Consider the following 18,875-nt stretch of genomic DNA (forward strand, 5'->3'; position numbering starts at 1 on the left):
GCGGCTCCTGGGTTCGGCGGGTGGACGGAGGGGCTCAGCCGGTCGGGCTCGACCGGCGGGCTTCGACGACCGCCTCGGCCAGCGCGGCGGTCCGCTCCTCGGGGAGGTGCGCCGCACCGTCGGCGGCGGTGATGGTCACCACGACGGGGTAGATCCTCCGGACGATGTCCGGCCCGCCGGTGGCCGTGTCGTCGTCGGCCGCGTCGTAGAGCGCCTCGATCGCGGCCCGCGTGGCGCCTTCGGCGTCCGCGTTCGGGTCGTAGAGCTTCTTCAGCGCCGACTTCGCGAACAGCGAGCCCGAGCCGACCGCCTGGTAGCCCTGCGACTCCTCGTACCGGCCGCCGGTCACGTCGTAGGACACGATCCGGCCGGCGCGGTCCGGGTCGGGTGCGTCGGCGTCGAAGCCCGCGAACAGCGGCACGACCGCGAGACCGGCGAGCGCGGCGTCCAGGTTGCCCTTGATCATCGCGGAGAGCCGGTTCGCCTTGCCGTCCAGCGACAGCGAGACGCCCTCGATCTTCTCGTAGTGCCGCAGTTCGACCGCGAACAGCCGGACGATCTCGATCGCGATACCCGCCGTGCCCGCGATGCCCACCGCCGAGTAGTCGTCGGTGATGAAGACCTTCTTCATGTCGCGCTGGGCGATGACGTTGCCCATGGTGGCCCGCCGGTCACCGGCGATCACCACGCCGCCCTTGAACGTCAGCGCCACGATCGTGGTGCCGTGCGGCGCCTGCACCACCGACCCCTCCGGGTACTGCCGTGCGGACGGCAGCAGCTCCGGGGCCTGGGCGCGGAGGAAATCGGTGAACGACGACGACCCCGGCCGAAGGTAGGCCGGGGGCAGCGACGCGGCCGGGTAGTGCCCGGTCGAGCTGTGGTCCATAGGTGCGCTTTTCTCCCTGCTCCCGGCGGGGGCTGCTACTCGCCGCCCTTTTGCACGTACGCGCGGACGAAGTCCTCGGCGTTCTCCTCCAGCACGTCGTCGATCTCGTCGAGGATGGCGTCCACGTCCTCGCCGAGCTTCTCCCGACGCTCCTGGCCGGCACCGGCCGCGCCGTCGCCGTTCTCGTCGCCGTCACCGCCGCCTTGCCGCTGGACCTGTTCCTGGGACATGTCGACCTCCCCGCTTCTCCGGTCCTTGCCGTTCAACACTACCCACCGGGTCCGACATTTCGCGCCTGCCACCCGCGTGGACTTGATCAGCCCCTGGTGAGCGCCTCGACGAGCTGCTCGGCCGTGTCGGAGGCCTCCAGCAGCGCGCCGACGTGGGCCTTCGTGCCGCGCAGCGGCTCCAGCGTCGGGATGCGGACGAGCGACTCGCGGCCCAGGTCGAAGATCACCGAGTCCCACGACGCCGCCGCCACCGCGGTCGGGTACCGCTCCAGGCACCGGCCGCGGAAGTAGGCCCGGGTGTCCTCCGGCGGCGCGAGCACGGCCGCGCGCACCTCTTCTTCGCTGACCAGGCGTTTCATCGAACCGCGGGCCACCAGCCGGTTGTACAGGCCCTTGTCCAGCCGCACGTCGGAGTACTGGAGGTCGACCAGGTGCAGCCGGGGCGAGCCCCAGGCCAGGCCGTCGCGGGCCCGGTAGCCCTCCAGCAGGCGCAGCTTGGCCGGCCAGTCGAGCCGGTCCGCGCACTCCTGCGGGTCGCGGGCCAGCGCGTCCAGCACCTCGCCCCACACCTTGAGCACCTCGCGGTCGCCGTAGCCCTCCTCCTCGACGAACCGGGAGGCGCGCTCGAAGTAGGCGTTCTGGATGTCCAGGCCGGTGAACTTGCGCCCGCCGGCCAGCTCCACCCGGGTCTTCAGGGTCGGGTCGTGGCTGATCTGGTGCACCGCCCGCACCGGGTCGAGCAGCCGCAGGTCGTCGAACCGGCGACCCGCCTCGATCATGTCCAGCACCAGCGACGTGGTACCGACCTTGAGGTACGTGGAGTACTCGGCGAGGTTCGCGTCGCCGATGATGACGTGCAGCCGGCGGTACTTGTCGGCGTCGGCGTGCGGCTCGTCGCGGGTGTTGATGATGCCGCGCTTGAGCGTGGTCTCCAGGCCGACCTCGACCTCGATGTAGTCCGAGCGCTGGGACAGCTGGAAGCCGGCCTCCTCGCCGGACGCGCCGATGCCGACCCGCCCGGAGCCCACGACGACCTGCCGGGACGCGAAGAACGGCGTGAGGCCCGCGATCACCGCCGTGAACGGGGTGCTGCGCTGCATCAGGTAGTTCTCGTGGGTGCCGTAGCTGGCGCCCTTGCCGTCCACGTTGTTCTTGTACAGCTGGAGCCGGGGCTGGCCGGGGACGGTGGCGGCGCGCATGGCCGCCTCCTCCATCACCCGCTCCCCCGCCTTGTCCCAGATCACCGCGTCGCGCGCGTTGGTGACCTCGGGCGCGGAGTACTCCGGGTGCGCGTGGTCGACGTACAGGCGCGCGCCGTTGGTGAGGATGACGTTGGCCGCGCCCAGGTCCTCGACGTCGCTGTCGCCGGGGTGCCCGCCGGGGGCGCCGAGGTCGAAGCCGCGCGCGTCCCGCAGCGGCGATTCGACCTCGTAGTCCCAGCGCGCGCGCCGGGCGCGCGGTATGTCGGCGGCCGCCGCGTAGGCGAGCACCACCTGTGTCGAGGTGAGCACCGGGTTGGCCGTCGCGTCACCCGGCACCGAGATGCCGTACTCGACTTCGGTTCCCATGATCCGCCGCATATGTCGCAGCCTACGGCGTGCCACCGACATTCCGTCGGGCCCCGGGTCACGTTTCACCCTGCGGCCAGTCCGGCGGCGGGCCGGATGCGGGACGCCCCGCGGGCCGGTCCGAAGGCCGCGAGCACCGCCAGCGCGACCACGCCCACCCCTCCGATCAGCAACGGGAGCAGCGACGCGGTGGGCAGGACGTACACCCCGACCGCCAGCAGCGTCAGCTCCGCGTACACCAGGCCGAACATCCCGCCGCCCAGCACGCCGACCAGCGCGAGCAGCACCGCCTCGGCCATCACACCGCCCTGCAGACCGCCCCTGGTCACGCCCAAGGCCCGGCGCAGCGCCATCTCCTTGCGGCGTTCCTGCACGGAGATCGTGAGCGCGGTGCCGATACCGGTCACGGCGACCGCGACCGACAGTCCCATCAGGATCATCAGCACCAGGACGCCCAGTTCGAGGTAGCGCTGGTTCTGCGCGGTCGTGTCCACCCGGGTGCTCACCAGCACGGTCGGAGCGGCGCTCAGCGAGGCCCGCACGGCGTTCTGGAACGCGGCGGGGTCCGCGCCCGGCTTGAACGCCACGAGGATCTTGGACGCGGGCGCGAGGGTCTCGTCGGCGAGGATCGCGTCGGCGTTGTCGACCAGCGTGTCGGGCACCGTGCCCACGAACGTCGCCGTGCGCGACCCGCCCGGCAGGCCTTCCAGGGTCACCGGCTGCCCGACCACCGCGTCGAGGTTGCGCGCGGTGTACTCCTGCAACAGCACCGTCCCCGGGCGGAAGTCCGGCCGCTCGACGCGCTGTGCGGCCAGCCACTCGCGCATCCGGTCCGCGTCCACGCCTCCCACGATCATCCGGTAGTCCTCGCCGGATGCGTCCCGCTGGGTGCCTTTCGCGTTGTGCATGACGACGCTTCCGGCGACCTCGGGCCGGTTCGCGGCGGCCGCCGCACCCGCGTCGAGCGCCCGACCACCCGAGTCGGAGATGACGGCGTCCGGTCGCGGCTCGTTGCTGAACTCGTCTTCCAGTCGCTGCGCGGAGCCGACCGTGACGGCGAAGTAGGTGACCATCGAGGCGGCCAGCAGCAGCGGCATCGCCACCGACGCGGACCGCTGCGGCACGCGCCGCACCTCGGCGGCGGCCAGCTTCCACTGCGCTCCCCCGAACCTGCTCGCGACCGAGCCGAAGACGCGGCCCAGCCCCGGCACCACGACCGGGCCGAGCACCCCGAACAGGCCCGCGACCGCGGCGATGCCGGAGAACAGGATCAGGAAGATCGCCAGGACCGAGCCCTTCGCGAACACGCCGAGCAGCGCCATCACGGCCGCCGCGCCCACCAGGACGACACCGAGGACGCGCCGGCGACGCACCGCCGAGGAGTCCGGCGTCGCGCCTTCGGACGTGCGCAGCGCCGCGAGCGGCGAGATGCGGGCGGCGGCCAGCGACGGGCGCACGGCGGCGAACGCGCTGAGCACGGCGGCCACCGACACCCCGAGGACCAGGTACCCGATGCCGGGCAGCAGCGGGGGGCTCAACTCGACCGCGCCGAGCAGGGCGGAGAGGCCGGTGGAGTCGAACAGCCTGGACAGCAGCCACGCCACCGATCCGCCGAGGACCGCGCCCACGGCACCGGCGACCGCGCCGCTCACCAGCGCTTCGAGCAGGTTCGCCCACACCAGGGGCCCGCGATGGGCGCCGAGGCACCGCAGCAGGGCGGTGTGCCGCTGGCGCTGCGCGTACACGGCGCGGAACGTCGCCGAAGCCACGAAGACCGAGGTCGCCAGCGCGAGGATGCTGAACGGCAGCAACACCGCCACCAGGTCGTTGCTCGCCGGTTCGGCCCGCACCGCCGACGCCGTGTCGACCCGCAAATCCGTGCCCGCCGCCTGCGCGACCGCCGCCGCGTCACCGCCGACGACGTGCAACTGGAGGAACCGGGGCGTGCCGCCGAGCTTGGCCGCGAGGCCTTCGCCGACCACGATCGAGGGCTCCTCGCCCTGCGCGCCCCGCGCGGTGATCCCCCGGATCACCACGTCGAGCGGCCGGCCGGCGGCGTCGGCCAATCGGGTGGAGCCGCCGGTGCTGAGCCCGTGCTGGTAGGCGGTCACCCGGTCGACCGCGATCTCGCCGTCGTAGCCGGGTGGGCGGCCCTCCAGGATCGGCACCCGGCGCAGCCCCTCGCGGTCGACCTCGATGTCGGCGTTGGCCCGGTTCGCGCTCGCCCGGCCGTCGGTGAGCAGGAGGTCGGCCTCGACCACGCGGGCCGGCACGACCTCGCGCACCCCGGCGACCGCCGCGATCCGGTCGACCGCCGCCTGGTCCAGGACCGCGTCGGAGTACGGCACCGTCCGGACGACCAGATCCGCGTCGGACGGCACCACGGGTGCGCCGTCCCGGGTCGCCTGGACCATGGCGTCGCTCATCATCAGGGCTGCCAGCAGGCAGGCGACGCCGACGACCAGGGCGACTCCGGGCAGCACGGCGCGACCGGGCCGGTTGCGGAACTCGGCCATGGCCAGCCGCAGGGATGTGGGCACGACTCCTCCTAGTGACGCGAACGTCACGACCGTAGGAACGGGGGTCGTCGGCGGGCGTCGGCCCGGGGTATCACTGACGGGTACGACCTGGGGAGGATCTTTGGAGCACGTGCTGGTGGTGACCCCGGACGGCACGCCGGTCGGTTCGGCGACGCGGGAGCGGATGCGAGCCGAGGGCCTCTGGCACGCGTGCGCGGTGATCGTGGTGCGGTCGCTGGACGGCACACGGCTGTTCGTGCACCGCCGCACGGACACCAAGGACGTCTACCCCGGCCTGTACGACCCGACGTGCGGCGGCGTGGTCGCGGCGGGTGAGACGCCGGACGAGTGCGCGGTGCGGGAACTGGCCGAGGAGCTGGGCGTCGAGGCCACGCCGGAATTCTGCTTCACGACGCCGTTCGTGGACGGAACCATCCGCTACCACGCGCACGTTTACGAAGTGCGCAGCGACGGTCCGTTCACCTTCCAACCCGAGGAAGTGGCCTGGGGCGAGTGGGTGGACGCCGCCGAGGTCCGGGCGAAGGCGGAAGACCCCGGGTGGCCGGTGGTGCCGGACGGTCGAGCCCTGATCAGGGAGTGGTTCTCGTGGGCGTGATCTTCGCGATGTCGATCCCCGGCCTCGCCGTGCTGTTGTTCGGCCTCGCGGCGGGCGAGCGGATCTGGCAGGCGGTCCGTCGCCGCAGGGGTCACTCCGTGGTCACCCAGGCGGGCATGGACGAGTTCACCATGATCCTCTACGGCAGCAAGGTGCTGGAGCTGGACCAGCGGCGGACCGAGGTGATGCTGCGGGACGAGGAGGAGGACGGCGCTCCGCCGCGTGGCCCGATCGACCTGGACTCGGGATCGGTGCGGCTCACCCCCAAGGCAGCGCGGCCCGAGTAGCCCAGTACTCCCAGGGGTCCTCGGCCAGGTCGAGCTCGTCGGGCGCGAGGTCGACCTCGTGGGCCCGGAGGTTGGCGTGGAGCTGGTCGACGCTCGCCGCGCCGGACAGCACGACGTCCGCCCACGGTTGGGCCCGCACGGCGGCCAGCGCGATGGCGTCCGGGCCGACGTCGTGCTTCGCGGCCAGTTCCCGGACCAGCGCGGGCGGGTCGACGGCGAGGCGGCCGTTGGCCATGCCCTCCTTGACGAACACCTCCGCGCCGGATTCGTGCGCCCACGCCAGCGTCGGCCCGACGGAGGGCTCCAGGACGTTCCAGGTGGACTGCACCGCCTCGAACAGGCGTCGCCCTTCCATCTCCAGGTCCAGCGCGCGCCGCACGGTGTCGGCCTGGCGCGGGCCGGACGTGGAGAAACCCAGCCGCACACCGGAATCGCGCAGCTTGCCGAGCGCGGCGAGCAGTTCCAGGTCGCCGAACAGCGGGCTGTCGTCGGTCAGGGAGTGCACCTTGTACAGCTCCAGGTGGTTGCCGAGGAGGGCTTCGGTTTCCGCCCACTGCCGGGTGAACCGGGCGTGCGAGTGCTCCTTGACCTCGTGGGTGCGCGCAGCGGGCTGCCAGTCGGCCACGTACTCGTAGCCCCACTTGCTCGACACCCGGACGTCGCGGTGTCCTCGTCCGGCCAGCCACTGCGCCAGGAACTCCTCCGCCCGACCGTAGGAACGGGCCGCGTCGACGCGTCGCACCCCTGCCGCGTAGGCCGCGTCCAGCACGGCGTGGCACGCGGCGCGCATGGCGTCGACGTCGCGGTTCGCGGGCAGCGCGTGTTCGCGCCCCAGGTTGATGTAGGCGGGACGACCGAGCGCGGCTAGACCAAGAGCGAAATCGGGCACATCCGACACGGTAACCGGCGGCCCGCGGTGGCCGCCGGTTGCCGTGCCGCACCGGACCAGGTAGTCGGGTCGGCTGGAGATCAGCTGGTCGGGAAGTCGTCGGCGGTGCGGACGCGGTCGCGGATCCACACACCGGCGGGCTTGAGCTTGCCGGTGCCGGCGAACGAGCTGCCGGAGCACGTGCCCTGCTTGAACACCGCGCCGGAGCGCTTGTCGTCGGAGAAGTTCCAGTTCACCCAGCTGATCTTCTTCGAGTTCATCAGGTCGATGTACTTCTGCGACTGGGTGAAGTCGTTCGGGCCGTCGCCGGAGGCCTCCTGGGTGCCGAACTCGGTGACGAAGACCGGCACCTGGTCGGACACCTTCGACAGGACGTTCAGGTAGTCACTGCCGTGGTCTGCCGCGTAGAAGTGGAAGGTGTACATGATGTTCTGCGCGGACACCTTGTTCTTGACCACTTCCTGCGGGTCCTTGCCGTCGGAGTGCCCGAAGGTGGACCACCCGTGCGTGCCGACCAGCACCAGGCTGTCGGAGTCCTCGGCGCGGATCACCGGGATGACCTGCTCGGCGTAGGACTTCACGCGCGACCAGGACACCTCGTTGGGCTCGTTGGCGATGTCGTAGATGATGTTGGTCTTGTTCTTGTGCCGGTTGGCGATCTCCTTGAAGAACTTCTTGGCGTGAGAGGTGTTGTGGTTGGGGTCGCCGGGGTCGAGCTGGTGCCAGTCGACCAGGGCGTACATGCCGCGCTTGGTGGCTTCCTCGATGTAGCCGTGCACCATGTCGGTGAACTTGCGCGGGTTGCTCTCGTACCCGTCGTCCTGGATGTACATCGAGATGCGCAGGACGTCGGCCTTCCAGTCGTCCGCCAGCGCGTCGAGCGACGCGGTCTTGATGCACTTCGAGTACCACTGGATGCCGTGGGTGCTCATGCCGCGGAGCTGGATGACCTTGCCGTACTGGTTGCACAGCTTGACGCCGCACACCCGCAGTTGGCCGTTGACCGCGGCGGGCGAGCCGGCCGGCATCGCCGCCGCGGTCACCTCGTCGGCGGGTGCTGCCTGTGCCGCACCCACCAGTACGCCGGGAAGCACGAGCGTGGCCGCCAAGGCCAGCGCGATCCGGAGCTTGGCCATTCGGCTTTCCCCTTCCGTCAAGGCGGCGGAATTAGTCAGGAAACTTTCCTTACTATCCGGCCGGACTTTAACGACCACGCTCCGCGTCCGTCAAGAGACTCAGGCGTCCCGGCGCAGCAGCGCCACCATGCCGCCGCCCAGGACGGACACCAGGTACGCGACCATCACCAGGGCCGCCGCCGCCGGCGACAGCGGCGGGTCCGCCAACTCGCCCGCCAGTTGCGGCGCGAGCACCGGCAGCATCACCGAGTACACCCGGTCGTCCCACGGCGACGGCAGCAGCAGGGAGATGCCGGGGATCACGAACAGCAAGCCGCACAACGTCACCAGCACGCCCGCCGTGGAGCGGAGCAGGAAGCCCAGCCCCAGGCCGAACAGACCCAGGAGGGTCAGCGACGCGGTGTTGGCCAGCAGGGTCGGCGCCGCTTCGGCGAACGAGTCGTAGGCCGAGATCGGCTTGGGGCGGTCGCCCGTGATCAGCTCGCCGGCGGCGTAGGCGAGCAGCGTGATGGCCGCGCCCACGACCGCCGACACCCCTCCGACGACGGCGGTCTTGGCCAGCAGGAACGACTTCCGCCTCGGCACCGACACCAGGGCGGTCCGGATCATGCCGCTGCCGTACTCGGAGGTCACCGCCAACGCGCCCAGCACACCGAGCACGAACTGGCCGAACGGCAGCACCACCATGCCCGGGTCGGCCGCCCCGAAGCGGACCTGCACGTCGGGTGGCTGCACGTCGTAGTCGGCGGTCATCAGGTACGAGACCAGCGCGCCGGCGGCCAGCGTGAGGACCAGGGAGAGCAGGAGGTAGGTGGTGGAACGCACGGTGCGGAGCTTGAGGAACTCCGAGACGAGCACGTCGGTCATCGGGCTGTCTCCTCGGTCCGGTACTCCACGCTGTCGTCGGTCAGTTCCAGGTAGGCGTCTTCGAGGGACGCGCTGCGGGGTGTCAGCTCGTGCACCGGGATGCGTTGGTGTGCCGCGATTTCGCCGATGTCGTGCGCGGTGATGCCCTGTACGGCCAGCGCGCCGTCCTCCTGGCGGACCGTGGCGCCGGAGCGCTCCAGTGCCCGGGTCAGCTCGGTGCGGTGCGCCGTGCGGACGAGGACGTCGCGCTGGAAGCGGTCGCTCAGGTCCTGCATGGACGCTTCCAGGATCAGCTTGCCCCGGCCGATCACGACCACCCGGTCGGCGGTCAGCGCCATCTCGCTCATCAGGTGGCTCGACACCAGGACCGTGCGGCCTTCGGCGGCGAGGTCGCGCATCAGGTGGCGGATCCAGCGGATGCCCTCCGGGTCCAGGCCGTTCACCGGCTCGTCGAACAGGAGCACGCCGGGGTCGCCGAGGAGGGCGGCGGCGACGCCGAGGCGTTGCTTCATGCCCAGCGAGAGGGTGCCCACGCGGCGGCGCGCGACGCCGGCGAGACCCACCTGTTCGAGCGTGTGGACGACCCGCTTCGGGCCGATGCCGTTGCTGCGGGCCAGCACGTGCAGGTGGTCGTACGCGCTGCGGCCACCGTGCACCGCGCCCGCGTCGATGAGTGCACCCACGTGGTGCATCGGGTTCTTGATCTCGGCGTAGTGGCGGCCGTTGACCAGGGCTTCGCCGCTGGTCGGGCGGTCCAGGCCGAGGATGGCGCGCATGGTGGTGGACTTGCCCGCGCCGTTGGGGCCCAGGAAGCCCGCCACGTAGCCGGGCTTGACCTCGAAGGTCAGTCCGTCGACCGCTCTGGCGGTGCCGTAGCGCTTGGTGAGTTCGCGTACTTCGATCACCTGGACGAGAGTGGTCGGTCCGGCGGTTCCGGGGATCGGACGACGGTCTGCTGTGGACATCGGACCACGGTCCGATGCCGTCCGGGCGGGGGCCGGCTACCGTTCGGGCGTGAGATCGCGTTTCGCCAGGTGGCTGCCCACCGCTTACCTGTTCGCGCTCGACGTGCTCGCGGGTATCGCGGTGACGTTGACATACACCGGGTTCGCCGAGGCGAGCACGGTGCCGTTGTGGTTCGGGTACGCGCTGGCGGCACTGGTCGGCCTGCCTTTGGCGGCGCGGCGCAGGTGGCCGTTGACGGTGTTGCTGGTCGTGGTGACGGCACAGAACCTCGCCACCGCTTCGCACATCACCCTGGAGCCCTATGCGCCCACGGCGTTCGCGATGTACATGGTCGCCGCGAACCTGCCCCGTGGGCGGGCCGTGGGAGCGTTGATCTTCTCCCTGGTCACGGCCGTGGTGGCGGTCTTCGTCGGCGAGCCCTGGCCGGACGACATCGGGCTGGCGACGGCTGTGGTGATCTTGATCAGCGCGGCTTGGGCGTTGGGGCGGTCCACACGGGTGCGGCGGGCCTACGCCGAGCGGGCGGTGGCCGAGCAGGCGTCGCGGGCGGTCGCCGACGAGCGGCTGCGGATCGCTCGTGAACTGCACGACGTGGTGGCGCACAGCCTGTCGTTGATCACGGTGAAGGCGGGGATCGCGAACCACGTGGCGGCGGCGCAGCCCGAGCAGGCCCAGGAGGCGTTGCAGGTGATCGAGACGACCAGCCGGAGCACCTTGATCGAGATGCGGCGGTTGCTGGGGGTGCTGCGCTCGGAGGATTCGGCGGTGGAGCTCGAACCGATGCCGGGGATCGGGGACCTGCCGGGTCTGGTGGAGCGGGCTTCGCTGGCGGGGGTGCCGGTGACGTTGTCGGTGTCGGGTGGCGCGTTGCCCGACGGGGTGGGGTTGACGGTGTTCCGGATCGTGCAGGAGTCGGTGACGAACGTGGTCAAGCACGCCGCGCCGGCGCGGTGCTCGGTGGTGGTGGAGGTCGGCGACACCTCGGTGCGGATCTCCGTGACCGATGACGGGCCGGGTGAGCGGGTGTTGGGCGGAGGCGGCAGTGGTGGCGAGGGCGGTGGGCACGGGTTGATCGGGATGCGGGAGCGGGTGGCGGTGTACGGGGGCACGTTCGTGGCCGGGCCGATGGGTGGTGGCGGGTTCCGGGTGGCGGCCGAGGTGCCGTTCGCATGATCGACGTGGTGGTCGTGGACGACCAGGCGTTGTTGCGGGGCAGCTTCCGGGTGCTGGTGGACTCGGCGCCGGACCTGCGGGTGGTGGGTGAAGCCGGGGACGGGGCCGCGGCGGTGTCCGTGGTGCGGCAGACATCGCCCGACGTGGTGCTGATGGACGTTCGGATGCCGGGCATGGACGGGATCGCGGCCACCCGGGAGATCGCGTCGTTCTCGGCGGCTCGGGTGTTGATCCTGACCACGTTCGACCTGGACGAGTACGTGTACTCGGCGTTGCGGGCCGGGGCGAGCGGGTTCTTGCTGAAGGACACGCCGCCGGTGGAGCTGCTGGCCGCCGTTCGGGTGGTGGCGGCCGGGGACGGGTTGTTGTCGCCGTCGGTGACGCGGCGGTTGATCGCGGAGTTCTCACGAGCGCCGGAGCGGCGGGACGGTTGGGGAGCGGCCTGGGGGCGGGTTCCGGGGCGGGAGGGCCTCCGGCGGGAGGGTCTCAGGCCGGAGGGGCCGGGGCGGTTGGAGGGGGTCACCGAGCGGGAGCGGGAGGTTCTGGGTTTGATCGCGCGGGGGTTGTCGAACACGGAGATCACGCAGGAGTTGCACCTGTCGGTGGGGACGGTGAAGACCCACATCGGGCGGTTGTTGCACAAGCTCCAGGCTCGGGATCGGGCGCAGTTGGTGATTGCCGCGTACGAGGCGGGGTTGGTGACGCCTAATGTGTGATCCCGGATCCGGCTGCGGCCGATGCCTTCAGGGCCGGAGCCGGCGATCGAACCAGGCACGGGTCCGGCGCATGACGTCGAGTTGGTGGGCGCGTTCCCGGATCGAGTGGCCTTCCCTGGGGTAGATCACGAACTCGTGCTCGACGCCGAAGTGGCGCAGCGCCCGGTGGAGGTACACGGCCTGGCCGAGCGGCACGTTGGTGTCTTCGGCGCCGTGCAGGATGAGCACCGGCGTGCGGATGCGGCTTGCGAACGAGATCGGGCTGACCGCGTCATGCGGGTGCGGACCGATGCCCGACCAGCCGGTGCTGCCGCCGAGCGCGGCCTCGAACTGGCCGTTCTCCCCGGTCGCGGCGAGCATTCCCCAGTCGACGACGCCGGCGCCGACCAGCGCGGCGCGGAACCTGTCGGTCTGGCCGACGGCCCAGGCGGACATGAACCCGCCGTGGCTCCAGCCGGCGATGCCCAGCCGATCGGGGTCGGCGATGCCCTCGGTGATGAGCAGGTCGATGCCGGTCAGGATGTCGGTCCATTCCTCCTGCCCGACCCTGCCGGCGACGCGGGCGGCGAACTGGTGGCCGTGGCCCTCGCCGCCGCGCGGGTTGGGCAGGAACACCGCGTAGCCGGCGGCGGCCAGCCACTGCGCGCTGGGGAACCAGAACAGCTGGCAACGATCGGCGTAGCGGTCGTACGGGCCTCCGTGCGGGATCGTGACCAGAGGGAACGGGCCGTCCGACGCGGTTCTGCCGACCGGCAGCACGAGCAGGCCGTCCAGATCGAGGCCGTCGGCGGCGCGGTACGCCAGCGGTCGCTGGGTGCCGAAGGTGATGCCTTTTAGTTCCGGACGGGTGTCGGTGATCTTCCGCAGTGGCCCGACCGGTGGTCCGACGTGCACGTTCGCGGGTTCGTAGCGGGTGCCGGTCAGTGCCGCGATCACCTCGCCGGTAGGGGTGGTGGTGAGGTCGTCGAGGCGTCCGGGGTGCTGCGACAACGTCGTCGGTCCGATGGGGTCGAGCCGGGCCAGGGTCGTGTTCAGGCCGTTGGCGAACACGACCAGTGGGGCGGCACCGGTCTGGCGCAGTTCGGTGGGGCACATCGGGAGACCGGAAGTCCGGTTGCGCAGGACGCGGCTGTCAACGGCCAGGTCGAACACGGCGGTGCCGGCCTGCAGACCCGGTGGCGTGAGTGCGATGTAACCGAGGTGCCAACCGTCCTCGTCCGGCCACCAGGCCAGAGAGTGTGCTTCGACGCCGGCCGGTCCGAGGTCCACCGCGGTCCCGCTTGTGAGGTCGAACAAGTGCAGTCGGCCGGTGCGCGGGCCGTAGTCGTTGTCGGCGCCGGCCTGGGTCAGCACGGCAAGTGGGCCGCCGTCGGGACGTTGCCGCAGTTCTACGACGTGCCGGTCACTGAACACGTCAGGGGTGGTGACCCGGCCCGTGCTCAGATCGAGCAGACGCAACCGGGCACGAGGTTCGCATTCGCCGACGACGATGGCGTCGTCACGGTCGTCGGTGAAGCGCGCCTCCTGCTCGGCAGGTTCATCCTCGGCGAGTAGAGCGAGCAGGTTGGGGTCGGCGAGCGGCACGTGGCCGGTGACGCCGGCGCGCCAGCTGGTCAATGCCGTTGTCGTGCCGTCGGTGAGGGTGAGTTTGTGCACCTGCGGAGTACCGCGATCGGCCCGGTCGGACAGGAAGAACAGGGTGTCCGAGTCAGCAGACCAGCGTGGTTGCGACTCCGTCGAGGTGTCTGCAGTCACTCGGCGTGATGCGGTGTCTGGGGCGGGGGTGTTGGTGGGGTCGGTGCTGGCGAGCCAGAGTTCGGTGTCGAGGTGGGTGCCGGTCCGGCTGGTAGGGGCGAGGGCGTAGCAGAGCAGGCGGCCGTTCGGGGCGAGGACCGGAGTCTGCGGTGCGCGACCATCGACCACGAGTTCGGCGGTCAGATCTGTCATGTGGTCAGTCTGTCGAGATCGGGGTCTCGCCGGATGGGGCATCGCTTGAAAAGCGTCCTCGCCGGACGGGCAGGCCGCCAAGGATCTCCACAGGAGCCCTGCAAAGCTCTTCGAGCTTTGGAGGGCGGTGGTCTGCGTGTCATCCCCGTATGGCCAGGTCAAAGACAACCACATGAGTCAAGGGCAGATCGTGGAGCGGGTGCGGTGGTCGCGGGTTCGATCTGCCCTTGACACATGCGGTTCCCTGCGGGCAGGCCATACGGGGATGACACGCAGGGCAGGAGTGTGCGCGGGGGCGCGCAGGCCCTGGGGCAGGGGTGTGCGAGGGCGCAGGCCGTGGGCGGGGGTATGCGGGGCGTGCAGGCCGTGGGCGGTGTCGCGAGGTGTGGATCGGTTGCGAGCGGAAGCCCCGCCCACGTGGGTGGGCGGGGCTTCCGGGTGTGCGGTGTCGGCTAGAGGTACTGGCCGGTGTTGGTCGCGGTGTCTATGGCTCGGCCGGATTCCTGGTTCTTGCCGGTGACGAGCGTTCGGATGTAGACGATCCGTTCGCCCTTCTTGCCGGAGATGCGGGCCCAGTCGTCCGGGTTCGTCGTGTTCGGCAGGTCCTCGTTCTCCGCGAACTCGTCCACGATCGCGTCGAGCAGGTGCCGCACCGACAGGCCTGGCTGCTTGGTGTCCAGCAGGCTCTTGATGGCCGCCTTCTTGGCCCGGTCCACGATGTTCTGGATCATCGCGCCCGAGTTGAAGTCCCGGAAGTACAGGACCTCCTTGTCACCGTTGGCGTAGGTAACCTCCAGGAAGCGGTTCTCCTCCGACTCCTCGTACATGCGCTCGACGGTGTGCTGCACCATGCCGTCGATGCAGGCCGACGGGTCGCCGCCGAACTCCGCCAGGTCGTCGGCGTGGATCGGCAGGTCGGGGGTCAGGTACTTGTTGAAGATGTCCTTCGCGCCCTCCGCGTCCGGGCGCTCGATCTTGATCTTCACGTCCAGTCGGCCCGGGCGGAGGATCGCCGGGTCGATCATGTCCTCGCGGTTGGACGCGCCGATCACGATGACGTTCTCCAGGCCCTCGACGCCGTCGATCTCGCTGAGGAGCTGGGGGACGATCGTGGTCTCCACGTCCGACGAGACGCCGCTGCCGCGGGTCCGGAAGATCGAGTCCATCTCGTCGAAGAACACGATCACCGGGGTGCCCTCGGACGCCTTCTCGCGGGCCCGCTGGAAGATCAGCCGGATGTGCCGCTCGGTCTCGCCGACGAACTTGTTGAGCAGCTCCGGGCCCTTGATGTTGAGGAAGTAGCTCTTGGCCTCGCGGTGGTCGTCGCCGCGCGCGGACGCGACCTGCTTGGCCAGGGAGTTGGCCACCGCCTTCGCGATGAGGGTCTTGCCACAGCCGGGAGGGCCGTACAGCAGCACGCCCTTGGGCGGGCGCAGCTTGTATTCGCGGAACAGGTCGGCGTGCAGGAACGGCAGCTCCACCGCGTCGCGGATCTGCTCGATCTGCCTGCCCAGACCGCCGATGTCCTCGTACTTGACGTCCGGGACCTCCTCCAGCACGAGGTCCTCGACCTCGGCCTTCGGCACCCGCTCGTAGGCGAAGCCCGCCTTCGAGTCGACCAGCAGCGAGTCACCCGCCTTGAGCGGCGAGTCCATCAGCGGCTGTGCCAGCCAGACGACGCGCTCCTCGTCGGCGTGACCCACGACCAGGGCCCGACCGATCGACGCGTCCTCCTGCGATTCCAGCACCTCGCGCAACGTGCAGACCTCGCCGGTCCGCTCGAAGTCGCCGCCCTCGACGACGGTCAGCGCCTCGTTGAGCCGCACCGACTGGCCCAGCACCAGCGACGGCGCCTCGACCGCCGGGGACACCGAGACCCGCATGCGACGGCCGGAGGTGAACACGTCCACCGTGCCGTCCTCGAACCGCGCCAGGAACACGCCGTACCCGCTGGGTGGCTGGGCCAGGCGGTCCACTTCCTCGCGCAGCGCGAGGAGCTGGCTCCGTGCTTCTCGAAGGGTGTCGATGAGCTTCGTGTTGCGCTCGGTCAGTTGGCTGACGCGCTCCGTCGCCTCCGCCAACCTCTGCTCCAGCAGGCGGACGTGTCGTGGGGATTCCGTCAACTTGCGGCGCAGCAACGCGATCTCGTCCTCCAGGAACCTGATCTGCGCTGTCAGCTCACCAGAGTTGTTGCCCTTGTTCAGCTCGCCGCCCTCATCGGGCTGGCTGCCGGGATGACCGTGCTGCATGTCGGCACCCTCCTCCCGTGTTCGTACGACAACGGTACCGGCGATCACCGACAAAAGCGGCCACCCGTCGGGTTCCCGAGGGTCGTGTGATCACACATCCCCCCGCTCGGCCGGATGAACTGCTCCATCTCGGTGTCTGGTGGAACCTCCCACCCGCTACCGTGCGTCCAACTACGAAGTCACACTTGCGTGTTCCGGGCAGTGTCCACTGCCACCAGCGGAAAGTTCTAGGAGAACGTGATGTCCGTCCCGCCGCAGCAGCCGGGTTCCCACGGTCCGCAGCCGGGCCCGTTTGGCCAACAACCAGGCCAACCCGGCCCGCAGCCGGGGTACGGCCAGCAGCCCGGCGGGTACCCACCGCCACCTCCGGGTTTCCCACAGGGTGGGCAGCAGCAGCCGGGCTACGGCCCGCCTCCGGGTGGTTTCCCGCCGCCGGGGCAGCCGGGACAGCCCGGTTACGGCCAGCAGCCCTACGGTCAGCCCGGCCAGTTCAACCAGCCCGGTTACGGCCAACCGGGTGGTTTCGGTGATCCCTACGGCGCGCCGCGCAAGAAGAGCCCGCTGCCCTGGATCCTGGCGGGCGGCGGCGTCCTGGTGATCGGCGTCGTGGTCGTCCTGCTGCTCACCCTCGGTGGTGGCGGCAACGGCACGGCGAAGGACGCGGCGGAGAGCTTCGCCACCGCCATGACGAACAAGGACTACGCCAAGCTCAGCTCGCTGACCTGCGCGGAGGACCAGAAGGAGATCGACGACCTGAAGAAGGCGTTCGACCCCGACTCGATCAGCAAGGAGATCGAGAAGAACCTGGAATCCATGCCTCCGGCGATGAAGGAGAAGGCCAAGCAGATGCAGGAGGCGGCGAAGAACATCAAGATCGTCGCCAAGGTCAACGGCGTGCAGGAGAAGGACGACACGCACGCCGAGGCCGACTTCTCGATCAAGCTCGAAGGTGTGCCCGAGGAGCTCAAGAGCATGCTGAAGGACGACGACAGCAACAAGATCCCGTTCATCAAGACGGACAACGGCTGGGTCGCCTGCGAGAAGAAGAAGTGAGTCGCCGGGAACGGCCCGTGCCGCACTCGCGACACGGGCCGTTCCCGCTGCTCAGGCCTGGTTTCAGCCCTTGGACGGGCGGCGCTGGGGCCTCGGCGGGGTGACGCCGTCGGCGAGTCTGCGGGTGGTCAGCAGGAACGCCGTGTGCCCGATCATGCGGTGTTCCGGGCGCACCGCGAGACCGACCACGTGCCACGGGCGGACCAGCGTCTCCCACGCGTGCGGCTCGGTCCAGTGCTGCTGTTCGCGGATCGCCTCGGTGACCTTCGACAGCTGGGTGGTGGTGGCCACGTAGACCACCAGCACGCCGCCGGGGATGAGGCTGCGGGCCACGGCCGGCAGCACGTCCCACGGGGCGAGCATGTCCAAGATCACCCGGTCGACCTCACCCTCGTGGTCGACCACGTCACCCACGGTGAGCGACCAGTTGCCGGGCCGGTCGCCGAAGAACTGCTCGACGTTCCGGATCGCGTGGTCGGCGTGGTCCTGGCGCACCTCGTAGGACGTGACGCTGCCCTTCTCCCCCACCGCGCGCAGCAGCGAGCAGGTCAGCGCGCCCGACCCTGCACCGGCCTCCAGCACCCGCGCACCGGGGAACACGTCGCCGTACATCACGATCTGCGCCGCGTCCTTGGGGTAGATCACCTGGGCGCCGCGCGGCATGGACAGCACGTAGTCGGCGAGCAGGGGCCGCAGCGCCAGGAACGACGTGCCGCCCACCGACGTCACCACGGAGCCCTCGGGCTCTCCGATCAGCCGGTCGTGCGACAGAGCGCCGCGATGGGTGTGGTACTCCTTGCCCGGTTCGAGCACGATCGTGTAGTGCCGTCCCTTCGGGTCGGTCAACTGCACCCGGTCTCCGGGCTGGAACGGACCACTGGCGGTGCTCACCGCGGCGAACCTCCTGGACAAATCCTGCGGACAACAGCGCACGATGGTCGCAGAAGGCCCGGCGGCGCAGCTCAGCGGCCTCGTTCCGCACGGATCCCGGACGCCGTCAGCACCGCGCCGACGACCGTGAACGCGATCGCGCCGGGCAGCTGCGCCCATGGCGGCAGGTGCATCACGACGAACCAGCTCTTGCTGTCCACGTCCAGCGCCATCAGCACCAACGGCACCAGTCCCTGCGGTACCAGCATGATGATCCCCAGGACTTCACGCATCCCGTTCCCCCCTCCCGGTGACCTGCCCGGCGGCCTCCTTGACGGAGTAGTAGAGGGGGCCGGTCACCAGCCAGATCACGCCGACGACACTCATCCCCGACATCTGCCCCCACAGCACCTGAGTGCGCTCCGGGGTGCTCACGACGTACATGAGCAGCAGCATCACCGTGCAGGCGATGCCCCAGGCGATCACGAACTTGCCCCACTCGCGCCACTCGTGGCGCACCCGCGCGCTGCCGTGCTTGGGCGGCTTCACCGGCGGCGGACCGCCCGCGAAGCGGTGGGCGAACCGCTGGTCGGCCCAACGCAGCATGCTGTGCCCGAACGCGATGCTGGCCCCGAGGTAGATCGCCGCGAGGCCGTGCACCGCCTTCGCCTCACCCCCCGATCGCAAGTCGAAGACGGTGGCCACCAGCAGCACCACGTCCACCAGCGGCGTGCACACGAGCAGCGCCGCGCCCACCTTCGGCAGCCGCAGCACGTACCGCGCGAACAACCCCGAGCCGAGCACGACCCAGAAACCGATCTCACAAGCCACGATGAGCACAACCAGCGGTTCAGCCACAGATGGATCGTGCTGGTCGGAGGGGGTGCGGCGCGTCGGCGGGCG

General features: G+C 70.3%; 18 protein-coding genes. 5 read left to right on the forward strand and 13 right to left on the reverse strand.

Going from position 1 to position 18,875, the window contains the following annotated elements:
• Positions 1-34 precede the first annotated feature (34 nt).
• The 4 genes from prcB to FHS29_RS03350 all read right to left on the reverse strand — a co-directional run bounded on the left by prcB (position 35) and on the right by FHS29_RS03350 (position 5,224).
• Positions 35-886, reverse strand: coding sequence for a proteasome subunit beta (gene prcB, locus FHS29_RS03335; protein WP_184688044.1), 852 nt, complete (start codon positions 884-886; stop codon positions 35-37).
• Positions 887-921: 35 nt separating this feature from the next.
• A complete protein-coding gene (locus FHS29_RS03340; RefSeq protein ID WP_121007563.1) occupies positions 922-1,116 on the reverse strand; it encodes a ubiquitin-like protein Pup in 195 nt (64 codons plus the stop codon).
• Between the two features lie 86 nt (positions 1,117-1,202).
• Positions 1,203-2,696 carry a depupylase/deamidase Dop gene (gene dop, locus FHS29_RS03345; protein WP_184688046.1) on the reverse strand — a complete coding sequence of 498 codons (1,494 nt, stop codon included), beginning with the start codon at positions 2,694-2,696 and terminating at the stop codon, positions 1,203-1,205.
• 53 nt (positions 2,697-2,749) lie between these two features.
• The gene (locus FHS29_RS03350) at positions 2,750-5,224 is read right to left on the reverse strand and encodes an FtsX-like permease family protein (RefSeq protein ID WP_184688048.1); all 2,475 of its coding nucleotides are present in this window, start codon (positions 5,222-5,224) and stop codon (positions 2,750-2,752) included.
• A gap of 100 nt (positions 5,225-5,324) precedes the next feature.
• Here FHS29_RS03350 and FHS29_RS03355 point away from each other — a divergent pair, with 100 nt between their 5' ends.
• Positions 5,325-5,819, forward strand: coding sequence for an NUDIX hydrolase (locus FHS29_RS03355; protein ID WP_184688049.1), 495 nt, complete (start codon positions 5,325-5,327; stop codon positions 5,817-5,819).
• Positions 5,810-6,106 (forward strand): DUF6191 domain-containing protein, encoded by a 297-nt coding sequence (locus FHS29_RS38040; RefSeq protein ID WP_184688051.1) that lies wholly within the window; start codon positions 5,810-5,812, stop codon positions 6,104-6,106. Before FHS29_RS03355 ends, FHS29_RS38040 begins: the two co-directional genes overlap by 10 nt.
• On the opposite strand, the gene FHS29_RS03365 is transcribed toward FHS29_RS38040, so the two are convergent.
• The 4 genes from FHS29_RS03365 to FHS29_RS03380 all read right to left on the reverse strand — a co-directional run bounded on the left by FHS29_RS03365 (position 6,078) and on the right by FHS29_RS03380 (position 9,903).
• Positions 6,078-6,995 carry an aldo/keto reductase gene (locus FHS29_RS03365; RefSeq protein WP_184688052.1) on the reverse strand — a complete coding sequence of 306 codons (918 nt, stop codon included), beginning with the start codon at positions 6,993-6,995 and terminating at the stop codon, positions 6,078-6,080. The genes FHS29_RS38040 and FHS29_RS03365 overlap by 29 nt on opposite strands.
• Before the next feature lie 80 nt (positions 6,996-7,075).
• Positions 7,076-8,131, reverse strand: a complete 1,056-nt coding sequence (locus FHS29_RS03370) for a glycoside hydrolase family 5 protein (RefSeq protein WP_184688054.1) — start codon at positions 8,129-8,131, stop codon at positions 7,076-7,078.
• Positions 8,132-8,230: 99 nt separating this feature from the next.
• Entirely contained in the window at positions 8,231-8,998 is a 768-nt protein-coding gene (locus tag FHS29_RS03375) for an ABC transporter permease (protein ID WP_184688056.1), read from the reverse strand.
• Positions 8,995-9,903 (reverse strand): ABC transporter ATP-binding protein, encoded by a 909-nt coding sequence (locus tag FHS29_RS03380; protein ID WP_184688058.1) that lies wholly within the window; start codon positions 9,901-9,903, stop codon positions 8,995-8,997. Before FHS29_RS03380 ends, FHS29_RS03375 begins: the two co-directional genes overlap by 4 nt.
• A 109-nt stretch (positions 9,904-10,012) precedes the next feature.
• On the opposite strand from FHS29_RS03380, the gene FHS29_RS03385 reads away from it, so the two are divergent.
• Together FHS29_RS03385 and FHS29_RS03390 are read left to right on the forward strand one after the other, a co-directional pair.
• On the forward strand, positions 10,013-11,137 hold the full coding sequence (locus FHS29_RS03385) for a sensor histidine kinase (protein WP_184688059.1): 1,125 nt from the start codon (positions 10,013-10,015) through the stop codon (positions 11,135-11,137).
• Positions 11,134-11,853: a response regulator gene (locus FHS29_RS03390; protein ID WP_184688061.1), complete on the forward strand. Its 720-nt coding sequence runs from the start codon at positions 11,134-11,136 to the stop codon at positions 11,851-11,853. Before FHS29_RS03385 ends, FHS29_RS03390 begins: the two co-directional genes overlap by 4 nt.
• A 27-nt stretch (positions 11,854-11,880) precedes the next feature.
• Here FHS29_RS03390 and FHS29_RS03395 read toward each other — a convergent pair whose 3' ends face one another.
• Positions 11,881-13,800, reverse strand: coding sequence for a S9 family peptidase (locus FHS29_RS03395; RefSeq protein WP_184688062.1), 1,920 nt, complete (start codon positions 13,798-13,800; stop codon positions 11,881-11,883).
• Between the two features lie 452 nt (positions 13,801-14,252).
• A complete protein-coding gene (gene arc / locus FHS29_RS03400) occupies positions 14,253-16,049 on the reverse strand; it encodes a proteasome ATPase (RefSeq protein WP_184688064.1) in 1,797 nt (598 codons plus the stop codon).
• Positions 16,050-16,289: 240 nt separating this feature from the next.
• Between arc and FHS29_RS03405 the strand changes: the two genes are divergently transcribed.
• The gene (locus FHS29_RS03405) at positions 16,290-17,102 is read left to right on the forward strand and encodes a hypothetical protein (protein ID WP_184688066.1); all 813 of its coding nucleotides are present in this window, start codon (positions 16,290-16,292) and stop codon (positions 17,100-17,102) included.
• Positions 17,103-17,165: 63 nt separating this feature from the next.
• Here the strand turns inward: FHS29_RS03405 and FHS29_RS03410 are convergent, their stop codons facing one another.
• The 3 genes from FHS29_RS03410 to FHS29_RS03420 all read right to left on the reverse strand — a co-directional run bounded on the left by FHS29_RS03410 (position 17,166) and on the right by FHS29_RS03420 (position 18,830).
• On the reverse strand, positions 17,166-17,993 hold the full coding sequence (locus FHS29_RS03410; RefSeq protein ID WP_184688067.1) for a tRNA (adenine-N1)-methyltransferase: 828 nt from the start codon (positions 17,991-17,993) through the stop codon (positions 17,166-17,168).
• Positions 17,994-18,064: 71 nt separating this feature from the next.
• Positions 18,065-18,265, reverse strand: a complete 201-nt coding sequence (locus FHS29_RS03415; RefSeq protein ID WP_184688069.1) for a hypothetical protein — start codon at positions 18,263-18,265, stop codon at positions 18,065-18,067.
• Positions 18,258-18,830 (reverse strand): hypothetical protein, encoded by a 573-nt coding sequence (locus tag FHS29_RS03420; protein WP_184688071.1) that lies wholly within the window; start codon positions 18,828-18,830, stop codon positions 18,258-18,260. Before FHS29_RS03420 ends, FHS29_RS03415 begins: the two co-directional genes overlap by 8 nt.
• Positions 18,831-18,875 lie beyond the last annotated feature (45 nt).

The sequence above is a fragment of the Saccharothrix tamanrassetensis genome (assembly GCF_014203665.1).
Lineage (GTDB): Bacteria > Actinomycetota > Actinomycetes > Mycobacteriales > Pseudonocardiaceae > Actinosynnema > Actinosynnema tamanrassetense.

What these genes read in the sequence shown, in the direction of transcription:
- FHS29_RS03405 (WP_184688066.1), top strand. Translation starts at nt 16,290, where the DNA reads ATGTCCGTCCCGCCGCAGCAGCCGGGTTCCCACGGTCCGCAGCCGGGC.
- prcB (WP_184688044.1), bottom strand. Translation starts at nt 886, where the DNA reads ATGGACCACAGCTCGACCGGGCACTACCCGGCCGCGTCGCTGCCCCCG.
- FHS29_RS03375 (WP_184688056.1), bottom strand. Translation starts at nt 8,998, where the DNA reads ATGACCGACGTGCTCGTCTCGGAGTTCCTCAAGCTCCGCACCGTGCGT.
- FHS29_RS03390 (WP_184688061.1), top strand. Translation starts at nt 11,134, where the DNA reads ATGATCGACGTGGTGGTCGTGGACGACCAGGCGTTGTTGCGGGGCAGC.
- arc (WP_184688064.1), bottom strand. Translation starts at nt 16,049, where the DNA reads ATGCAGCACGGTCATCCCGGCAGCCAGCCCGATGAGGGCGGCGAGCTG.
- FHS29_RS03370 (WP_184688054.1), bottom strand. Translation starts at nt 8,131, where the DNA reads ATGGCCAAGCTCCGGATCGCGCTGGCCTTGGCGGCCACGCTCGTGCTT.
- FHS29_RS03415 (WP_184688069.1), bottom strand. Translation starts at nt 18,265, where the DNA reads ATGCGTGAAGTCCTGGGGATCATCATGCTGGTACCGCAGGGACTGGTG.
- FHS29_RS03395 (WP_184688062.1), bottom strand. Translation starts at nt 13,800, where the DNA reads ATGACAGATCTGACCGCCGAACTCGTGGTCGATGGTCGCGCACCGCAG.
- dop (WP_184688046.1), bottom strand. Translation starts at nt 2,696, where the DNA reads ATGCGGCGGATCATGGGAACCGAAGTCGAGTACGGCATCTCGGTGCCG.
- FHS29_RS03340 (WP_121007563.1), bottom strand. Translation starts at nt 1,116, where the DNA reads ATGTCCCAGGAACAGGTCCAGCGGCAAGGCGGCGGTGACGGCGACGAG.